Consider the following 17,646-nt stretch of genomic DNA (forward strand, 5'->3'; position numbering starts at 1 on the left):
ATACACGGAGGGGGAAAGAGGAATACCGGACCGGTCGGGGTCATACCGCCGGCAAAGGCTTCTCAGGAACAGCCGGATGGTTCGACCCGGACACCAGACCACTGTAAATCTCGTCCAGCACCTGAGCCTGGTACTGCCAGGTCTGCTTCTCCAGCAGTCCGGGAACGGTGTAGGCCGCACGGTATCGCCCCGGGTCGGCCAGGACGGTCTGCACGGCACGGACGTAGTCGCCGACATCCTGCGCGCGGAAAACCTCGCCCTGGCCGGTCGCCCGCGCGGCCTCGGCCATGGTCTTCACGTCGCTGACCACGATGGGCAGCCGTGCGTGCGAGTACTCGAAGAACTTCGTGATCAACGAGATCTCGTGGTTCTTCCAGCGGTGAATCGGAATCACTCCGATGTCGGCGGTCCGCAGGAAATCGACGACCTGCCAGTGCGGCACGTAGGAGACCACGTGGACCCGGTCGCTCACGCCGAGCTTGGCGGCCCGCGTCAACTGGGCTTTGAGGTACGCGTTCTCGGCGCTCAGCGCGACGATGGCGACATGGACCCCATCGAGGGCAGGCAGTCCCTCGATCATCGTGGCGATGCCCCGTTGCTCGGCGAGGGCACCGCTGTAGACCAGCAGGGGCACCTCGGGTCCCACACCGCATTCGGTCCGGATGTCGGTCGACGAGCCTTGCGGCAGCCCGGCCGGCGCACGCAGCTCCGGCGCATTGAGCACGACGGCCGGTTCCACCGCGAGACGGTTCTCGGTGCGGAGCAACTCGGCAAGCGTTCCCGACACGGTGACCACCGCGTCGGCGAACCGGGCGTACTCCCGCTCGTGTGCCATGTTCGCCGGCAGCCAGTGCACGTCGCCGGAGCGGGGCTTCAGCCCTGGCAGATACTCCCGGGCCTCCCAGACGAGTTTCATCCGCTGCCCTCGCTTGCGCGCCCGCAGCACAGCCCGCGCACCCACACCGAGCATGCGGAAATCGTTGGCGTGGATAATGTCCGGACGCAACTCGTCGATCTTGCTTCCGAACGCCATCTCGTAGTCGAAGAGAATCGGCTCCAGCCGACGCCAGCAGCGGTCCCCGGCGAGCATCTGCCATAAACGCAGCGACACCTTGTCGAGACGGCCGTCGAGGACCCGCCGGCCCTCTTTCGCCGCATCCGTCTGCTGGCTGCGAATCCTCAGCCAACGCCCTGCGAGCCGTAGCCGCGCCGCCACGACCATTACATGCATCCGGGCGACAGCACTGCCCGAGGCGGCCGCGATCCGGCGAGCTTCCAGGTCCTTGCGGCGGGCCTGCAGCCAGATACGCCGATTGTTCCTGATCGCCACGCTGGAGTAGGCCAACGGCCACCGGATGTGAAACTTTTGCAGGTCGTGATGCGCGCGGTGCAGGGGGGTCGACACCGGCAACAGGCGCACGACCGCGCCCTCGCACTCATCGGTCCGCTCTTCCTTGTCCTTGGAGCGCCCAAGGACAAGGACTTCCCATCCCGCCGCGATCATGGAGCCTACGGTCTTCGCCGTCCGCGAATCGCCCTCAGTGGAGTTGTCCACGAGGAAAACCACCCGGCCACGACGCCGGGTTCCATCGACATCAGCACCACTGGTCACGTTCACAGGCCGTCCTGTCCGAGTCGAGGAGACGAGGCTAGCGCCCACGGGCCATCCGGCGTCAGTCGGACGACGGGAGGGGGATCGCTACAGCTTCGCCACGCGCTGCCGATTCCAGCACGGCTCCCGCCGCCTCGACAGTCCGCAGTCCCTGCCGGAGAGTGACGATGTCGCTCTCCTTGCCCTCGACCGCGTCGCGGAAGCGCTCGTGTTCGACCAGCAGCGGTTCCCGCTTCGGGATCGCGTACCGGATCATGTCGCCCTCGGCCACGCCGCGGAAGTTACGCAGCGCCTCCCACTCGGTGTCGATGGCGGCGTTGGCGTAGAAGGTCAGGTCGGCGGTGAGGGTGTTGGCCACGAAGCAGCCCCGGTCCCCGGTGACCACCGTGGTCCGTTCCTTGAGCGGGCTCAGCCAGTTCACCAGGTGGTTGACCATCGTGCCGTCGGCGAGCTTCCCGACGACGGCGACCATGTCCTCGTGAGGACGCCCGCTGCGGGAGACGGTGTGCGCCGCCACGGAGGTGTACTCCTGGCCGGTGACCCAGGCGGTGAGGTCGATGTCGTGGGTGGCGAGGTCCATCACCACTCCGACGTCGGCGATGCGGTGCGGGAACGGGCCCTGACGGCGGGTTACCACCTGGAAGACCTCGCCCAGTTCGCCGGCGGCCAGCCGGGAGCGCAGGCTCTGCAGCGCGGGGTTGTAGCGCTCGATGTGACCGACGCCGGCGACCAGGCCCCGCGACTCGAAGGCCTCGACCAGTCGGTGCGCCGCCTCCACCGACGGAGCTAGCGGCTTTTCGATCAGGGCGCTGACCCCGTTGGCTGCCAGCTCAAGACCGATCTGCTCATGCAGTCCGGTTGGGCAGGCCACGACGGCGTAGTCGATCCCGAGCGCCAACAGGTCGGTCAGCTCCGGGACGACCGGGGCCCGCAGGGTGCCGGTGGTGTCGCCGGCCGGGTCGACGATTCCGACCAGGTCAACCCCGTCGAGTCCGGCGAGGACGCGTGCGTGGTTACGCCCCATCGCGCCCAGGCCGATCAGGCCGGCACGCAGGTTCCGCGGCGCGCTCATCGGGCGACTCCCGCCAGGTTGGCGCCCTCGACGATGCGGTCCAGGTCGGCCTGGGTCAGCGACGGGTGCACCGGCAGCGAGACCACCTCGGCCGCGGCGCGTTCGGTCTCCGGCAGGTCCCACGGCCCCGGCTTGCCGTCGACGTCCAGATACGGCTTGAGGCGGTGGATCGGCGTCGGGTAGTAGACGGCGTTGCCGATCCCGAGTTCGGTCAGGCGCTGCTGGGCGGCATCGCGGTTGCCCTGGACCCGGACGGTGTACTGGTGGTAGACGTGGTGCGCGGCAGGGGCCACCGGCGGGGTCACCATGGTGTTGATTCCGGCGTCGAGGAACTTCGCGTTGGCGCGGCGCCGCTCCGTCCACTCCGGCAGCTGCCGCAGCTGTACCCGCCCGATGGCGGCGGCGACGTCCGTCATACGCATGTTTGCGCCGACGATCTCGTTGGCGTACCGCTGCTCCATGCCCTGGTTGCGCAGCAGGCGCAGGGTGCGGGCCAGCGCGGCGTCGGCGGTGGTGATCATGCCGCCCTCGAGGGAGTGCATGTTCTTGGTCGGATAGAAGCTGAAGCAGCCGGCCGTGCCGAAGGCGCCGACGGGACGGTCGTTGAGCGCCGCGCCGTGGGCCTGGGCGGCGTCCTCCACGACAGCGAGGCTGTGCCGCTGGGCGATCTCCATGATCCGGTCCATCGCGGCCGGGTGGCCGTACAGGTGCACCGGCATGATCGCGACGGTGCGCGGGGTGATCGCCGCGGCGACCGCCTCCGGGTCGACGCAGAACGTGTCCGGCTCGATGTCGACAAAGACCGGTTCCGCACCGACGAGGCGGATCGCGTTGCCGCTCGCGGCGAAGGAGAACGAGGGGACGATGACCTCGTCACCGGGGCCGAAGCCGAGCGCCATCAGCGTCAGCTGCAGTGCCGAGGTGCCCGAGTTCACCGCGATGCAGTGCCGGCCGTCGACCAGGGAGCCGAAATCCTCCTCGAAGCCCGCGACCTCCGGGCCTTGGACCACCCGGCCGCTGCGCAGCACCCGCACTGCGGCTTCGATCTCCGCCTCGCCGATGATCGGGCGAGCCGGGGGGATGAATTCTGCCTCAAGCCCAGACATGGGCTTCCTCCTGTCAACAACAAGCATTGGCGGTGGCGATGCTAGCCGGTGGTCGTCAAACGGCTTCGTTCGGCGTCAGCGCGAGTGCATCGGCTTCCACTGTCACGCCGGTGACCGGAACCTCTGCCGGCACGCCCTGGCTCAGCGCGAGCACAGCGGTCGCGGCGAGGTGCGAGACATCGTCGGCGTTCAGTGGCACACGGGCGATCATCAACCGCCAGTAGAGGGGGCCCACGATGAGATCGGTGGCGAATTGATGATCTATGCTCTCCGGCACCTCACCGCGCGTCTGCGCGCGGCCGATCAGGAGGTCGCCGATGCTCGCCTGGTACGCCCTCAGGGTCTGCTGCAACATGTCCGCTATGGCGGGGTTGCGGGCCGCCTCGGCGAGCAGGTCCGGGATGATCTGTGACGCCAGCGGATGCTGCAGCGCCGCGGCCATCACCTGCAAGAGCAGCTCCAGGTCACCGCGGAGACTCCCGGTGTCCGGCAGCGGCAGCTTCTTGCGAGCCACCCCGCCCACGACCTCCAGCACCAGCTCCGGCTTGGAGCGCCAGCGCCGGTAGATGGCGGTCTTGCTGACACCGGCCCGGCGCGCCACCGCCTCCAGCGAAAGCCGGCCGTAACCGACCTCGGCGAGCTCCTGCATCAGGGCGCGGCGGATCGACCGGGTGATCTCTCCCCGGAGCACCGCGGCACCGGCCGGCACTCGCCTCTTATCCGTCACATGGGAGAATGTACCGTAACGACGCTACGGTTGCGTTGCGACGTGTTTTACACTACGGTCCAGGCTGCGACGAACGCTGCCGCGGCCCCACAAAACCCCGTGAATCCGTCGCCGCACCCCCGCTCGGCAAAAAGATCGGAGCGCCTGAATCCATGGCCCACACGACGGTGGCCGGCGCCGAATCTGGATCAACCCAGGCTCAGCTCGCCGCTCGGTACGGTCTCGGGGCCGCCGGAGCGCGTCCCTCGCTGGCGACGTACACCCGCACCCTCTGGTCCTACCGTCACTTCATCCTGGCGTACTCCACCGCCCGGGTGACTTCCTCGTTCAGCAAGACCCAGCTCGGCCAGCTCTGGCAGGTGCTGACACCGCTCTCCAACGCGGCGGTCTACTACCTGATCTTCGGCCTGATCCTGCAGCAGACCCGTGGCGTGGAGAACTTCATCCCGTACCTCTGTACCGGGCTGTTCCTGTTCAGCTTCACCTCAGGCTCGGCGCTGGCCGGCACCACCTCGATCACCAGCAACCTGGGGCTGATCCGGGCGATGCACTTCCCCCGCGCCTGCCTGCCCCTGGCGCACACCTTCACCCAGTTGCAGAACGCCCTCACCGCCATGGTGGTGCTCGGCGCCATCGTGCTCATCTCCGGTGAGCCGCTGACCCTCAAGTGGCTGCTGATCGTGCCGATCCTTGCGCTGCTGGCCGTCTTCAACGCCGGGCTGACGATGCTGCTGGCGCGGCTCGGCGCGCGCAGCACCGACCTCAAGCAGGTCATGCCCTTCGTGATGCGGGCCTGGATGTACGCCTCCGGCGTGCTCTACAGCGTCGACCTCTTCCGGGCGCACCTGCCCGGCTGGGCGGCACAGATCCTCGAGTTCAACCCGCTGCTGGTCTACATCGAGCTGGGCCGCTACTCGCTGATGGAATCGGCGCCGCTTGCCTCCTCCCCGGTGGAGCTCTGGCTGCTCGGCGTCGGCTGGGCGCTCGTCATGGGCATCGGCGGCTTCATCTTCTTCTGGCGTGGCGAAAAGGAGTACGGCCGTGGCTGACATGTACTCGGGCCTCAACGGCGCGACCTCGCTGACGGCACCGGCCGGCGCCGGCACGGGCCAAGGCCGCATCCCCACCGTCATCGCCGACCAGGCCCACGTCACCTACCGGATCCACCGCGGGGCCTCCCCCGGCGGCGGCCCGGCCGCGTCGCTGCGGCGCCTGGTCAAGCGCACCTCCTCGCCGAACATCCGGGAGATCCACGCCGTCAAGGGCGTCACCTTCACCGCCTACCGCGGTGAGGCGATCGGGCTCATCGGCACCAACGGCTCCGGCAAGTCGACCCTGCTGCGGGCCATCGCCGGACTCCTCCCGGTCGACCGGGGCGCCATCTACACCCAGGGCCAGCCCTCGCTGCTCGGCGTCAACGCCGCGCTGCTCAAGGACCTCTCCGGCGAGCGCAACGTCGTGCTCGGCTGTCTGGCCATGGGCATGCACCCCGACGAGGTACAGCGGTTGACCCCGGAGATCATCGAGTTCTCCGGCATCAACCGGCGCGGAGACTTCGCCAGCCTGCCGATGCGGACCTACTCCTCCGGCATGTCGGCCCGGCTGCGCTTCTCCATCGCCGCGGCGAAGCGGCACGACGTCCTGCTCATCGACGAGGCGCTCGCTACCGGCGACAAGCCCTTCCGCAAGCGCAGCCAGCGGCGAGTCAAGGAACTGCGCGACGGCGCCGGCACGGTCTTCCTCGTCAGCCACCAGCTCAGCAGCATCCGGGAGACCTGCGAACGGACCATCTGGCTGGAATCCGGCGTGATCCAGATGGACGGGCCGACCGACGAGGTCCTCCCCGCCTACGAGGACTTCGTCGGTCAGTAGCGGCGGCCGGGTCCACCCGAGGGTGGCCCGCGCTACCGTTTCCAGGAGCCAGTCGCCCCCGCTCACCCCACGTGACCCTTGCAAAGGACCGGCAATGACTCAGCAACCCGCCCCTGACGCCGCGACGGAGACCACCCCGTGGCGCCCCAACCGTACGGTCGCCGTGGTGCTGGCCGGCGGGACCGGCACCCGGCTCGGGCTGGGCATCCCCAAGCAGCTGCTGAAGATCGCCGGTAAGCCGATCATCGAACACACCATCGCGGTCTTCGAGGCGGCGCCGGAGATCGACGAGATCATCGTGCTGATGGCCCAGGGGCACGTCCCCGAGGCGCAGGCGATCGTCGACAAGGCCGGCTTCCGCAAGGTCACCAAGGTCGTCGAGGGCGGGGACACCCGCAACGCCACCACCCGCGTCGCCCTGGACGCCATCGGCACCGAGGACTGCAACGTCCTCTTCCACGACGCCGTACGGCCCCTGGTCAACGGCCGCATCGTGCGGGAGTGCGTCAACGCGCTCTGGACGTACGAGGCGGTCGACGTCTGCATCCCCTCGGCCGACACCATCGTCCAGGTCGACGCCGACGACTGCATCACCGACATCCCGGTCCGCGCCCTGCTGCGCCGCGGCCAGACCCCCCAGGCCTTCCGCTCCACCACCATCCGGGCGGCGTACCAGAAGGCCGAGAACGACCCCGACTTCGCCGCCACCGACGACTGCGGCGTGGTGCTCAAGTACCTCCCCGGCGTGTCGATCAAGGTGATCGCCGGCTCGGACGAGAACATCAAGGTCACCCACCCGGTCGACGTGCACCTCGCCGACAAGCTCTTCCAGCTCGCCGCCGCCCAGGCCCCCCGGGTGACCAGCGACAAGGCCTACGCCGAGGAACTCACCGGCCGGACCCTGGTGATCTTCGGCGGCAGCTACGGCATCGGACAGGAGCTGGCCCAGCTCGCCGAGGGCTACGGCGCACGCGTCTTCGCCTTCAGCCGCTCCACCACCGGCACCCACGTCGAGCGCCCGGAGGATGTCGAGGCTGCGCTCAAGGCCGCCTTCGAGGCCACCGGCCGCATCGACCACGTCGTGGTCACCGCCGGCATCCTGGAGAAGGGCGCCCTGGCCGAGATGGACGAGGCGACCATCGACCGGCTCCTGCACGTCAACTTCATGGGACCGGTCACCGCCGCCCGCAAGTCGCTGCCGTACCTGCAGCAGACCAAGGGCCAGCTGCTGCTCTACACCTCCAGCTCGTACACCCGCGGACGGGGCGGCTACGCGCTCTACTCCTCCACCAAGGCGGCGCTGGTCAATCTGACGCAGGCGCTGGCCGACGAGTGGGCCGAGACCGAGGTGCGGGTCAACTGCATCAACCCGGAGCGGACCGCCACGCCGATGCGGACCCAGGCCTTCGGTCAGGAGCCCGAGCACACCCTGCTCGCCGCCGAGGCCGTGGCCCGGGCCTCGCTGGACGTGCTGATCTCGCACCTGACCGGTCAGGTCATCGACGTACGCCGGGCGCCGGGAGCACCCGCGCCCCGGGAATCCACCGACGCGACGGTGACCACCACCGGCGGGTGAGCCGTTGAGCCAGGCGCGATGCACCGCCACCGGCGAGTAGGGTGGCGGTGCATCCTGCCGTGCAGGACTGTGTGCCGGCCGGGACATGCGGGAGCAGATCTAGATGCGTGGTGACCTCGTCAGAAAGCTGACCGCACGGTGCCTGACCGTGGGCTTGGCGGTCCTGGCCTTTCTGCTGCTGGCGCTGACCACCGCCACCTGGCCCGGGCTGCTGCTGAGCCTGGCCGCGGTGGCCGCGGCGGTGCTGGAGCGGCGCGTGCGCCCCGACGCCGAGGTGACGGCCGAGTTCGTGCTCCTGCTCGCCGGCATCCTCGTCGCCTACCACCGGCAGCTCGGCGGCGGCGCCGACCCGGCGCTGCTCGCCACCGCACCGGTCGCGCTGGCGCTGCTGCTGCTCGACGCGCCGCTGCGGCGGGCCCGCTCCTTCGAACTGCGGGCGGTCAACCTCGAACTGCCCACCCGCAACCCGTTCGTCACCTCCCGGTTCAGCCACGCCGTCGCGGTGCTGCTGACCGGAATCGCCCTCTGCGCCCTGGTGCCACTTGCCGCCTGGTGGGCCCTGCTGCTGACGCTGCTGATCGCTGCCGCCGTCGGCCTCAGCGGCCTTGACCTGGTGTTGCGCCGGCTGCGCCCCTCGGCCACGCCGGACCCTGTCGTGGCGGCGCTCAAGCGCCACCAGCCGGAGTTCGTGCTCTACTTCTCCGCCCCGGCCGGCTCGGAGTACCAGGCGACGATGTGGCTGCCGTACCTGGAGCGCATCGGCCGGCCGTTCATGGTCCTGGTCCGGGAAGCGGATCACCTGGCGGCGCTGGCCGCCGCCACCACCGCGCCGGTGGTGCACTCGCCGACGGTCCGCGCGGTGGACCAGGCGATCGTGCCGAGCCTGCGGGTCGCCTTCTACGTCAACCACGGTGCGAAGAACAGCCACTGCCTGCGGTTCTCCCGGCTGACCCACATCCAGCTGCACCACGGCGACAGCGACAAGACCCCCAGCGCCAATCCGCTCACCGCGATCTTCGACAAGGTCTTCGTAGCCGGTGAGGCGGCCGTCGAGCGGTACGCCCGCAACGGCGTGCAGATCCCGCGGGAGAAGTTCGTCGTCGTCGGACGGCCGCAGGTGGAGTCAATCACCGTGGTCCCCGCGCACCGCCGGCCCGGCCGGGTGACCACCGTGCTGTACACGCCGACCTGGACCGGGCACAACGCCGACGCCGACTACTGTTCGCTGCCGATCGCCGAAGAGCTGTTGCGGCGGTTGCTGGCGCGGGAGATCACGGTGATCCTGCGCCCGCACCCGTACACGCTGCAGAACCCGCAGTCGGCGCGGCAGCTGGCGCGGCTTGAGGAACTGCTCGCCGCGGATCGGGACCGCAGCGGCCGGCAGCACGCCTGGGGCGCGACCGCCACCCGGACGTGGAGCCTGGCGGAGTGCGTCAACCGCTCCGAGGCGCTGATCTCCGACGTCTCCGGCGTGGTCTCGGACTACCTCTACTCCGGCAAGCCCTTCGCCGTCACCAACATGTCGGCGCCACCGGAGGACTTCACACAGGAGTTCCCGCTGTCGCGGGCCGGTTACGTGCTGCACCGCGACCTGACCACCCTCGACCGGGTCCTCGACGATCTGCTGGTCACCGACCCCCTCGCCGAGCTGCGTTGGAGCACCCGCAGCCGCTACCTGGGTGATTTCCCCGCCGAAAGCTACGCCGACGTCTTCGTCTCGCAGGCCCGCCGTTTCGTGACCTGGCAGGCGCCGGCTCCGCGGGCCGGAAGCGCCAATGGCGAACCCGGGCAGCAGCCACACGAGATCGCCCGGTAGTCACCTCCGCGGCACCACCCGCTCCACGGTCTTCGCCGTTCACACGCGGCGCCCACCGCAAGGTGGACACACGACAGCGGTGCGCCCACCGGAAGAAGGTGGGCGCACCGCTGCCTTTGTGGCGCTGACCGTCTGATGTCGACGGCGTCCTGGATCAGGCCGAGTATCCCCGGGTGGCGATCCAGTTCGCCATGTCGATGGTGGTCATCCAGTACGAGGAGACACCGGCGTTGGCCGGGTCGGCGATCTGCACCCGGCGGCCCTCGTCGGCGTAACCGACGATGGTCACGTAGTGGCCGCCGTCGTAGGAGTGCCAGCCGCCGTCGACGTCGGTCAGGGTCCCGGCGATGTTGGCGACAACGGCGTACCCGTTGGTGACGGCGTGCACGACGTCGGCCTGCAGCTGGTCCATCTGCGCCGGGGTGGCGCGCGGGCCGGGGATGCTGCGGGTCTGGTAGAAGTCGGTGCCGGCCATCTCGTTGAGCACGCGGGTGGTCTCGTGTGCGGAGTTGGTGCCGAAGACGGTGGTGCCGAGCTTGCTCGCGACGGCATCCTGGCTGGGGTTGGCGCCACGGGCGGTCAGGGCGATCCGCGTCGCGGCCGGCCCGCAGTAGTAGTAGTTGTTCTGGACCTGGTACTGGTAATCGACCGTCATCGCGGCCGGCGGGGCCGGAGCGGGCTCGGGCTCGGCCGGGGCCTCCTCGGCGGGAGCCTCCTCGGCCGGCTGCGGCTCGGTCGGCTGCGGCGCGGCCGGCTCGGATTCGGCCGGCTGGGGCTCGGTCGACGGGTTCAGGTCCGGATCGGCGGGCCCGGAGCCCTCAGGAGCGGCGCCCGCCGCACCTTCGGGGAAGGCCGGCCCGGTCGGGGCGAACTCGACGGACGCGGGGCTCATCTCGGCGCTGCCGCCGGCGGCCCGCTCGGTGACCAGGAAACCGGAGGACGAGGTCAGGGCCAGCAGCAGGGCGGAGACGGCGACGGCATGGTAGGGGCGCTGGGCCACCAGAGCGGCGGCCTTCTTCTTGATGCGGTTCACGACAATCCTTCGCGGGATTCGGGGCGCCGGTCGCCTGTGGGGTCGCAGGCGTGCGGGGGCGCGGCGATTTCTCAGGGGTCGTGTCGTCACTCGGAACCGGCAACGCGTGCGGGGCGGCCACGACGGGCCGGCGCGATCAGGCGTGCGCGGGGTACGCAGTGCGAACCCAGGGGCAGTGAGGACACGGGGGGCGGTCAGTGCTCGCTGGCTCACCGGCGACAGACGCCGGTGTCCGGGCACTACTCCGCCTGGACTACCAACCTGGAGAAGGACGGCCGTGACAGGCCGGGGTATCGATGTGGTTGCTGGTCCAGCACGAACTGCTCCTTCCGAAACCGCCTACCGGGTTAGCTGACGGGTTCGGGCGGGAAGCGGCCCTACCACGGATCGTGGATTCACCCCGGTGTTGCTGTGGGTCCCCGGCTCGTAGGTTCACGATTGAGCGGATCCAACTCGGTGTCACCGTCAGTGACTGCGGACCTCGTCGGATGCATCGACACTACGGGCTGCCAAACCCTCCTGCCAACCCGCTGTGACCTGCCAATACCGTGAGCCCGCTCGCCACATACGGCGCAGTTGCGACCCCGGCGGCAATCGATGGCAGCAGGCACCGCATGCAACGCAGAGTAGCGAAAACCACTCGAACCGACAGTCACGACCCGATTACGGAGCGGATCTTGGTCCGTACATGATGATCGCGACGCCGACCAGGCAGATCAGTGCGCCGACCAGGTCGTAGCGGTCCGGGCGGAAGCGGTCGACCAGCACACCCCAGGCCAGCGAGCCCGCCACGAAGACCCCGCCGTACGCGGCCAGCACCCGGCCGAAGTTCGGGTCGGGCTGCAGCGCCGCCACGAAACCGTACAGACCGAGGGAAAGCACACCGGCGGCGACGAAGAGCAGGCCCCGGTGTTCCCGCCAGCCCTGCCAGACCAGCCAGGCCCCGCCGATCTCGAAGAACGCGGCAAGGCCGAAGAGCGCCAGCGAACGAAGTGCGGCCACCGGGGTTAGGACCGGGCGGCGCGTACGCCTGCGGCGAGCTCCTCGGCGACATCGCGGACCGCCCGCACGGCGGCGTCGGAGTCCGGGGCGTCGAGCAGCGCCCGCACGAAGGCCGTGCCGACGATCACCCCGTCGGCGAAGGCCGCCACCTCGGCGGCCTGGGCGCCGTTGCTGACGCCGAGGCCGACGCAGACCGGCAGGTCCGCCGCGGCGCGTACCCGCTCGACGAGGGCCCGGGCGCCGGACCCGACCGAGCCACGCTCACCGGTGACCCCCATCAGCGAGGCGGCGTAGACGAAGCCGCGGCTGGCGTGTGCGGTCATCGCGAGGCGCTCGTCGGTGGAGCTCGGTGCGACCAGGTAGACCCGGTCCAGGTCGTGCGCCTCGGAGGCGGACTGCCATTCGGCAGCCTCGTCGGGGATGAGGTCGGGGGTGATCAGCCCGGAGCCGCCCGCGGCGGCCAGGTCGGCGGCGAAGCGCGCCACGCCGTAGCGGTCGATGAGGTTCCAGTAGGTCATCACCAGGGCCGGGGCGCCGGCGTCGACCACGGTCCGCACGGCGGCGAAGGCGTCGGCGGTACGGGTGCCGCCGGCCAGCGCCCGCTCGGTGGCGTGCTGGATGACCGGGCCGTCCATCAGCGGATCCGAGTACGGCAGCCCGACCTCGACGATGTCGACGCCACCGGCGACCATGGCCCGCATCGCGGCGAGAGAGGTCTCCAGGTCGGGGAAGCCGACCGGCAGGTAACCGATCAGGGCCGCGCGCCCCTCGGCGCGCGCCTTCTCGATCGTGGCCCGCACGCTCATGCCACCGGCTCCTCTCCCTGAACCGGCGTGTTGCCCGGCTCGTCGTCCAGCAGCCCGAAGTACCGGCTGGCGGTGTCCACGTCCTTGTCGCCACGCCCGGAGAGGCTGACCAGAATCACCGCGTCCGGGCCGCGGCGCTTGCCCTCGCGGATCGCGCCGGCCAGGGCGTGGGCGCTCTCGATGGCCGGGATGATCCCCTCGGTCCGGGTCAGCAGGAGGAAGGCCTCCATCGCCTCGGCGTCGGTGACCGGCTCATAGCGTCCCCGGCCGGTGTCGTGCAGCCAGGCGTGCCCCGGGCCGACGCCCGGGTAGTCCAGCCCGGCGGAGATCGAGTGGCTCTCGACGGTCTGGCCGTCGGCGTCCTGCAGGATGAAGGTCCGGGTGCCGTGCAGCACCCCGGCCGCCCCGCCGGTGATGGAGGCGGCGTGCCGCCCGCTCTCCACGCCCTCGCCGCCGGCTTCGAGACCGAGCAGTTCGACGTCGCGGTCGTCGAGGAAGGCGTCGAAGATCCCCATCGCGTTGGAGCCGCCGCCGACGCAGGCGCAGACGACGTCGGGCAGCCGGCCGGCCTGCTCGAGCATCTGCGCGCGGGCCTCGACGCCGATGATGCGCTGGAAGTCGCGCACCATGGCGGGGAAGGGATGCGGGCCGGCGACGGTGCCGATCAGGTAGTGGGTGTCGTCGACGTTGGTGACCCAGTCGCGCATCGCCTCGTTCATGGCGTCCTTGAGGGTGCGCGAGCCGGTGTGCACCGGGACGACGGTGGCGCCGAGCATCCGCATCCGGGCGACGTTGAGCGCCTGCCGGCGGGTGTCCTCCTCGCCCATGTAGACGACCGCTTCGAGGCCGAGCAGGGCGGCGGCGGTCGCCGTGGCGACACCGTGCTGCCCGGCGCCGGTCTCGGCGATGACCCGGCGCTTGCCCATCCGTACGGTCAGCAGCGCCTGCCCGAGCACATTGTTGATCTTGTGCGAGCCGGTGTGGTTGAGGTCCTCGCGCTTGAGCCAGACCGTCGCCCCGCCCGCGTGGGCCGCGAAACGCGGCGCCTCGGTCAGCAGGCTGGGCCGCCCGGTGTAGGTGCGGTGCAGCCGCTCCAGTTCGCCGGTGAACTCCGGGTCGGCCAGCGCCGACCGGTACGCCGCGTCCAGCTCGTCAAGTGCCGCCACCAGCGCCTCGGGCACGTACCGTCCGCCGAAGCGGCCGAAGTACGGGCCGGCCTGGCCGGCGAGCGACTCGGTTGAGGTGGCGGAGTTGTCGCCGATGCTGCTCACGCGTCCCCGTCCGTTCTGATCGTGCGCGCGGCAGCCGGTGGCCGCCGACGCGGTGTAGGACCCGACCGGGCTCGGACGCCCCGGTCAGGACGAGCCCCGCGCCGGCGATGGGTGTCTCGCCTGCGGGGGATCGTCCCCCGGTGCGCGTGGATGGTGCGCGGTCGAATCCTACCCAGCGCCGAACCCGGCACGGCCGCGGGTGCGACGCCGTCCCACGATCAGCCCACCGGCCGCTTCAGGTGGTAACGGTGGATCTCCGTGGTCCCCTCGAGGTTGTTGACGTCCTCCTCGGCGGAGACGAGTTCCCAGCCTTCGGCGCCGACCCGGTTGAGGTGGATGATGGCCGTCTCGCCGTAGTCGGTGACGTCACGGCGGGAGCCGTCCGGCCCGTACCAGGTGAAGGTGAGACGGAAACTCTGCCCGAACGCCTCGCGGCGGCGGACCAGCAGGGCGTACTGCCAAGCGATCATCGCTCCATTATGGCGTGATCATCGGCCGACCGGAATGCGCCGCCCCGGCCTCGGCGTTGACCGGCGGCGGAGGGCCGGACCGCTGCCGGGGAGTGTCCGGCCGGCCACCGGAGCCGCGGCGGCGCGGGCGCAGCCGGCGCATCATCGGCGTCTCGACGTACCGGAAGAGCAGCTCGGCCAGGGCCAGGTTGAGCAGCAGGAAGCCCAGCACGGCGACCGGGCCCCACCAGCCGGCGAAGCCGGAGACTCCGAGCAGTCTCAGCGCCGTGGCGATGACGAAGACGTGCAGCAGGTAGTAGGCGAAGGAGATCTCGCCCAGCCGGACCATCGTCCGCCCTCGCCACGGCGACCAGGTGCCCCGCACGTCGCTGCGCGCGGCGGCGGCGATCACCACGACGTAGACCGCCGCCATCAGCGCGGCCCAGAGTTCGGCACGGATCCAGAAGCTCGCGGCGAGCCAGGTGACCACGAAGAGCGCGCTCGCCACGCCGAGACCGGGGCCACGCCAGCGGCCACGCAGTGACAGCTCCGCCGCCGCCACCCCCATCCAGAACTCCAGCGACCGCACCACCGGGAAGATCTGGGTGAACCACCACCGCATCTCCTCCGGCAGCAGCTGCTGCGCAGGCCAGAGGCCGACGATCAGCAGCGGCACGGCCACCAGCACGGCGGTCAGCAGCCAGGTCGGCATCCGCTTGATCGTCGGCAGCGCCAGCGGCAGGCAGAGATAGAAGAAGAGCTCACAGCTGAGCGACCAGCTCACGTTGTTGACGGAGTAGAACCAGCCGCCGACCGGGATCCAGGCCTGGACCAGGAAGAGGTTGGCCAGCGCCACCCGCAGGTCGAAGACATTGCCCCAGTAGAGGCCCAGCAACAGCACCACCGCCCAGAGCAGGACGTGGTTGGGGAAGATCTTGGCGACCCGGCGCTGCCAGAAGTCCCGCTTGCGCTCCCCCGGCTTGGCCGACCAGACCAGCACGAAGCCGCTGAGGATGAAGAAGAACTGCACCCCCGACAGGCCGAGGCTGAAGAGCCGGTCGGTGACCTGCCGCAGGAGCGGCTCGGTCATGATCCCCATCGTGCCGGCGTGGAAGGCGAAGACCAGCAGGGCCGCCACCCAGCGCAGGCCGGTCAGGGACGGCAGCCGGCGCAGCTGCGCGTCCGGCGGGGTCGCGGTCACGCTCACCACCGCCGGCCACCTGGGCGTACACCGGTCCGGCCGGCACTGGATCGCGGGATGGGAAGGGAAGGGTCAGCCGTCATCGCGTACATCTCTCCCCCATGACGGATGACCCTAATCCCGTCAATCGGCGGAGGCGAATCCGTATCGCAGGGCGTGTGCCGGGTCGGCCGGATCGATCAGGCGCAGCCCCTCGTCCGCGAGGCGCTTGTTGATCTCCTCGAGGTGCTCGCGGACCAGGCGGGCCTCCTCCTCGGTGACGGCGCCGCGGTGCGGCTTGCCGGCGTGCTCGAGGGTCGCGTAGTCCGGCTTCGGGGCAGACTTGCGCGCCGTCTTCGGCGGGCGGACCCGCTCGGCGGTACGCAGCAGCTGCGCCACCTGCACCTCGCTGGTGACGAGCGCGTCGAACTCGCTGGCGGTCAGCACCACCCGGCGCGGCTCGCCACCGCCGTGCCGGTCGTGGATCTCGACGATCGCCACGTCGAGGGAGGCGTCGTCGATGCTCTCCACCTCTTCGGGGGTGGCGTCCAGGCGTACCGGGCCGGCCACCAGATCCGGATGGTCCACGACGACGACCTGCACGACCTCCTCCTCGGGCGCCAGAATCCGGCCGCTGAAGTCGGAGACGTGAACGGTCTTCTTGCCCATGGTGTGTGGTGCTCCTGTCGGCGGGTCGATGCGCGGTCGAGGGAGAAAACTACCCGACAGGTGTGCGAAAGATCCGATCAGCCCGCGCCGTGTCGCACCGGCCCCCCGCTAGTCCCGCGCCGCGCGGGCGACCGTCCGCTGGTAGCCGCTCAGGAGGGCGAAGTCCCGGCACTGCGCGCCCCCGGAAGCCCCGACCAGAGCCGGTCCGGGACGGCCGCAGGTGATCCGCATGGTCACCGTCCGCCCGGTCGGCACCTCGATCGGGGAGACCAGGTGGTAGTCCAGATCACGGAAGTTGTTCAGCGCGACCGTGAGCACCGTGGCCCCGTCGACGACCAGGTCCAGCCGCCCCTCGTCGCCCTGCGGGTTCTGCAGCACGATGTCGGTGATCACCAGCGTGCGACGGGCCGGCACGGTGTACGCGTCGGTGCGGGTCGTCCCCGACCCGCCGGCGGCGGCCAGCCGCCGGCTGAACGCCGTGGCGCCGGCGGGTGCCCCCGGCAGCCCGGATCCCGGGGCGCTCGCGGTCGGGCTCGGCGCCGGGGCACCGCCCGCGGCCTCCTTCGCCTCGGCGGCCTGCTGCTCGGCCCGGCGGGCGGTGGTGTCGGCGGCGTCGGCCTTACGGGCGATCGGCGCCAGCTCGGTACGGGTGGCCTCCTTCGCCAGTGAGGTCACGGCCGGGCGCAGCAGCGCGTACCAGACTCCGCCGGCGAGCAGCATCAGCACCACCAGGGCGGCGACGAGCCGCCCCAGGTTGCGGGGCAGCAGCGGCTGTTGCACGGTGCCGGCGTCCAGCACGGCCGGGGGCGCGTCCTGCGGCATCACCATGACCCGGAAGGGCAGCGTGACGGGGTGGCCCCGCCACAGCACCCGCCGGGGCCGGGCGTGCACGACGACGAAGGCCGCCTCGCCGGCGCCGAGGGTGAGCTGCTCCGGCCGGAAGGCGAACTCCAGTCGGTCGTCGGGGTCCTCCGCCGCGATCGCCACCGGCAGCGCGACGTTGCCGAGGTTGGTGACGGCCACCTCGTGCCGTCCGCCGCGCCGCCCCTGGGAGGTACGCGGCACGATCTCGGCGGTTGTCTCCACGAAGGGCAGCACCCGCAGCACCCCTTCGGCGACCGCCACCTCCTCCGGGTGCTCGGCGGGTGTCACCCGCACCGCGTACGGCAGCTCGGCGGCCGGCACATTCGCGGCGCGTGGCGGCCGGAAGCGGAGCGCGACCTGCGCGGCGGTGCCGGGGTAGACGGAGAGCGTGGGGGGGTCCACCACGGTCCAGGGCGCGGTCTCCCCCAGCACCTCCAGCGCGTACGACTCGACGATCTGCCCGGTGTTGCTGATCTCCAGCAGGCAGACCGCCTCGTCGCCGGGCGCGGCCTCCAGCACCGGGCGGTCCAGACTCGCATCCGTGGTCATGGCGTGACCGTAGGGAGCGCAACGGTGTCGCGAACCGAGGCG

General features: G+C 70.6%; 16 protein-coding genes and 1 riboswitch. Of the genes, 4 read left to right on the forward strand and 12 right to left on the reverse strand.

Annotated elements, in window-relative coordinates:
* Positions 1-40: 40 nt before the first annotated feature.
* From ACK8GG_RS14550 to ACK8GG_RS14565, 4 genes are all read right to left on the reverse strand, one after another.
* Positions 41-1,612, reverse strand: coding sequence for a glycosyltransferase (locus ACK8GG_RS14550; RefSeq protein WP_440353898.1), 1,572 nt, complete (start codon positions 1,610-1,612; stop codon positions 41-43).
* Between the two features lie 61 nt (positions 1,613-1,673).
* Entirely contained in the window at positions 1,674-2,684 is a 1,011-nt protein-coding gene (locus tag ACK8GG_RS14555; RefSeq protein WP_440353718.1) for a Gfo/Idh/MocA family protein, read from the reverse strand.
* A complete protein-coding gene (locus ACK8GG_RS14560; protein ID WP_440353717.1) occupies positions 2,681-3,790 on the reverse strand; it encodes a DegT/DnrJ/EryC1/StrS family aminotransferase in 1,110 nt (369 codons plus the stop codon). The genes ACK8GG_RS14555 and ACK8GG_RS14560 overlap by 4 nt, the downstream gene beginning before the upstream one ends.
* Before the next feature lie 55 nt (positions 3,791-3,845).
* Positions 3,846-4,517 (reverse strand): TetR/AcrR family transcriptional regulator, encoded by a 672-nt coding sequence (locus ACK8GG_RS14565; protein ID WP_440356553.1) that lies wholly within the window; start codon positions 4,515-4,517, stop codon positions 3,846-3,848.
* A gap of 152 nt (positions 4,518-4,669) precedes the next feature.
* Here ACK8GG_RS14565 and ACK8GG_RS14570 point away from each other — a divergent pair, with 152 nt between their 5' ends.
* From ACK8GG_RS14570 to ACK8GG_RS14585, 4 genes are all read left to right on the forward strand, one after another.
* On the forward strand, positions 4,670-5,566 hold the full coding sequence (locus ACK8GG_RS14570; RefSeq protein WP_440353715.1) for an ABC transporter permease: 897 nt from the start codon (positions 4,670-4,672) through the stop codon (positions 5,564-5,566).
* A 1-nt stretch (position 5,567) separates the two neighbouring features.
* Positions 5,568-6,389, forward strand: a complete 822-nt coding sequence (locus tag ACK8GG_RS14575) for an ABC transporter ATP-binding protein (protein ID WP_440353897.1) — start codon at positions 5,568-5,570, stop codon at positions 6,387-6,389.
* A 94-nt stretch (positions 6,390-6,483) separates the two neighbouring features.
* A complete protein-coding gene (locus ACK8GG_RS14580; protein ID WP_440353714.1) occupies positions 6,484-7,965 on the forward strand; it encodes a D-ribitol-5-phosphate cytidylyltransferase in 1,482 nt (493 codons plus the stop codon).
* Between the two features lie 103 nt (positions 7,966-8,068).
* Positions 8,069-9,781, forward strand: a complete 1,713-nt coding sequence (locus ACK8GG_RS14585; RefSeq protein ID WP_440353713.1) for a CDP-glycerol glycerophosphotransferase family protein — start codon at positions 8,069-8,071, stop codon at positions 9,779-9,781.
* A gap of 154 nt (positions 9,782-9,935) precedes the next feature.
* Here the strand turns inward: ACK8GG_RS14585 and ACK8GG_RS14590 are convergent, their stop codons facing one another.
* From ACK8GG_RS14590 to ACK8GG_RS14625, 8 genes are all read right to left on the reverse strand, one after another.
* Positions 9,936-10,814, reverse strand: a complete 879-nt coding sequence (locus tag ACK8GG_RS14590) for a C39 family peptidase (protein ID WP_440353712.1) — start codon at positions 10,812-10,814, stop codon at positions 9,936-9,938.
* A 321-nt stretch (positions 10,815-11,135) separates the two neighbouring features.
* Positions 11,136-11,269, reverse strand: a riboswitch (cyclic di-AMP (ydaO/yuaA leader).
* A gap of 208 nt (positions 11,270-11,477) precedes the next feature.
* A complete protein-coding gene (locus ACK8GG_RS14595; RefSeq protein ID WP_440353711.1) occupies positions 11,478-11,816 on the reverse strand; it encodes a YnfA family protein in 339 nt (112 codons plus the stop codon).
* A gap of 5 nt (positions 11,817-11,821) precedes the next feature.
* Complete coding sequence (trpA, locus tag ACK8GG_RS14600; RefSeq protein WP_440353710.1) at positions 11,822-12,622, reverse strand: tryptophan synthase subunit alpha; 801 nt, start codon at positions 12,620-12,622, stop codon at positions 11,822-11,824.
* On the reverse strand, positions 12,619-13,884 hold the full coding sequence (gene trpB / locus ACK8GG_RS14605; RefSeq protein ID WP_440353896.1) for a tryptophan synthase subunit beta: 1,266 nt from the start codon (positions 13,882-13,884) through the stop codon (positions 12,619-12,621). Before trpB ends, trpA begins: the two co-directional genes overlap by 4 nt.
* 227 nt (positions 13,885-14,111) lie before the next feature.
* Complete coding sequence (locus tag ACK8GG_RS14610) at positions 14,112-14,363, reverse strand: hypothetical protein (protein ID WP_440350835.1); 252 nt, start codon at positions 14,361-14,363, stop codon at positions 14,112-14,114.
* A gap of 7 nt (positions 14,364-14,370) precedes the next feature.
* Positions 14,371-15,543 carry an acyltransferase family protein gene (locus tag ACK8GG_RS14615; protein WP_440353709.1) on the reverse strand — a complete coding sequence of 391 codons (1,173 nt, stop codon included), beginning with the start codon at positions 15,541-15,543 and terminating at the stop codon, positions 14,371-14,373.
* Positions 15,544-15,666: 123 nt separating this feature from the next.
* Positions 15,667-16,191: a hypothetical protein gene (locus ACK8GG_RS14620; protein WP_440350837.1), complete on the reverse strand. Its 525-nt coding sequence runs from the start codon at positions 16,189-16,191 to the stop codon at positions 15,667-15,669.
* Positions 16,192-16,299: 108 nt separating this feature from the next.
* Positions 16,300-17,604: a COG1470 family protein gene (locus ACK8GG_RS14625; RefSeq protein ID WP_440353708.1), complete on the reverse strand. Its 1,305-nt coding sequence runs from the start codon at positions 17,602-17,604 to the stop codon at positions 16,300-16,302.
* Positions 17,605-17,646: the final 42 nt, after the last annotated feature.

The organism is Melissospora conviva (genome assembly GCF_049523535.1).
Taxonomy (GTDB): domain Bacteria; phylum Actinomycetota; class Actinomycetes; order Mycobacteriales; family Micromonosporaceae; genus Melissospora; species Melissospora conviva.

Excerpts from the sequence above, each read along its gene's own strand:
- ACK8GG_RS14555 (WP_440353718.1), bottom strand. The coding sequence starts at position 2,684 with ATGAGCGCGCCGCGGAACCTGCGTGCCGGCCTGATCGGCCTGGGCGCG.
- ACK8GG_RS14560 (WP_440353717.1), bottom strand. The coding sequence starts at position 3,790 with ATGTCTGGGCTTGAGGCAGAATTCATCCCCCCGGCTCGCCCGATCATC.
- ACK8GG_RS14570 (WP_440353715.1), top strand. The coding sequence starts at position 4,670 with ATGGCCCACACGACGGTGGCCGGCGCCGAATCTGGATCAACCCAGGCT.
- ACK8GG_RS14575 (WP_440353897.1), top strand. The coding sequence starts at position 5,568 with ATGTACTCGGGCCTCAACGGCGCGACCTCGCTGACGGCACCGGCCGGC.
- ACK8GG_RS14580 (WP_440353714.1), top strand. The coding sequence starts at position 6,484 with ATGACTCAGCAACCCGCCCCTGACGCCGCGACGGAGACCACCCCGTGG.
- ACK8GG_RS14585 (WP_440353713.1), top strand. The coding sequence starts at position 8,069 with ATGCGTGGTGACCTCGTCAGAAAGCTGACCGCACGGTGCCTGACCGTG.
- trpA (WP_440353710.1), bottom strand. The coding sequence starts at position 12,622 with ATGAGCGTGCGGGCCACGATCGAGAAGGCGCGCGCCGAGGGGCGCGCG.
- ACK8GG_RS14610 (WP_440350835.1), bottom strand. The coding sequence starts at position 14,363 with ATGATCGCTTGGCAGTACGCCCTGCTGGTCCGCCGCCGCGAGGCGTTC.
- ACK8GG_RS14620 (WP_440350837.1), bottom strand. The coding sequence starts at position 16,191 with ATGGGCAAGAAGACCGTTCACGTCTCCGACTTCAGCGGCCGGATTCTG.
- ACK8GG_RS14625 (WP_440353708.1), bottom strand. The coding sequence starts at position 17,604 with ATGACCACGGATGCGAGTCTGGACCGCCCGGTGCTGGAGGCCGCGCCC.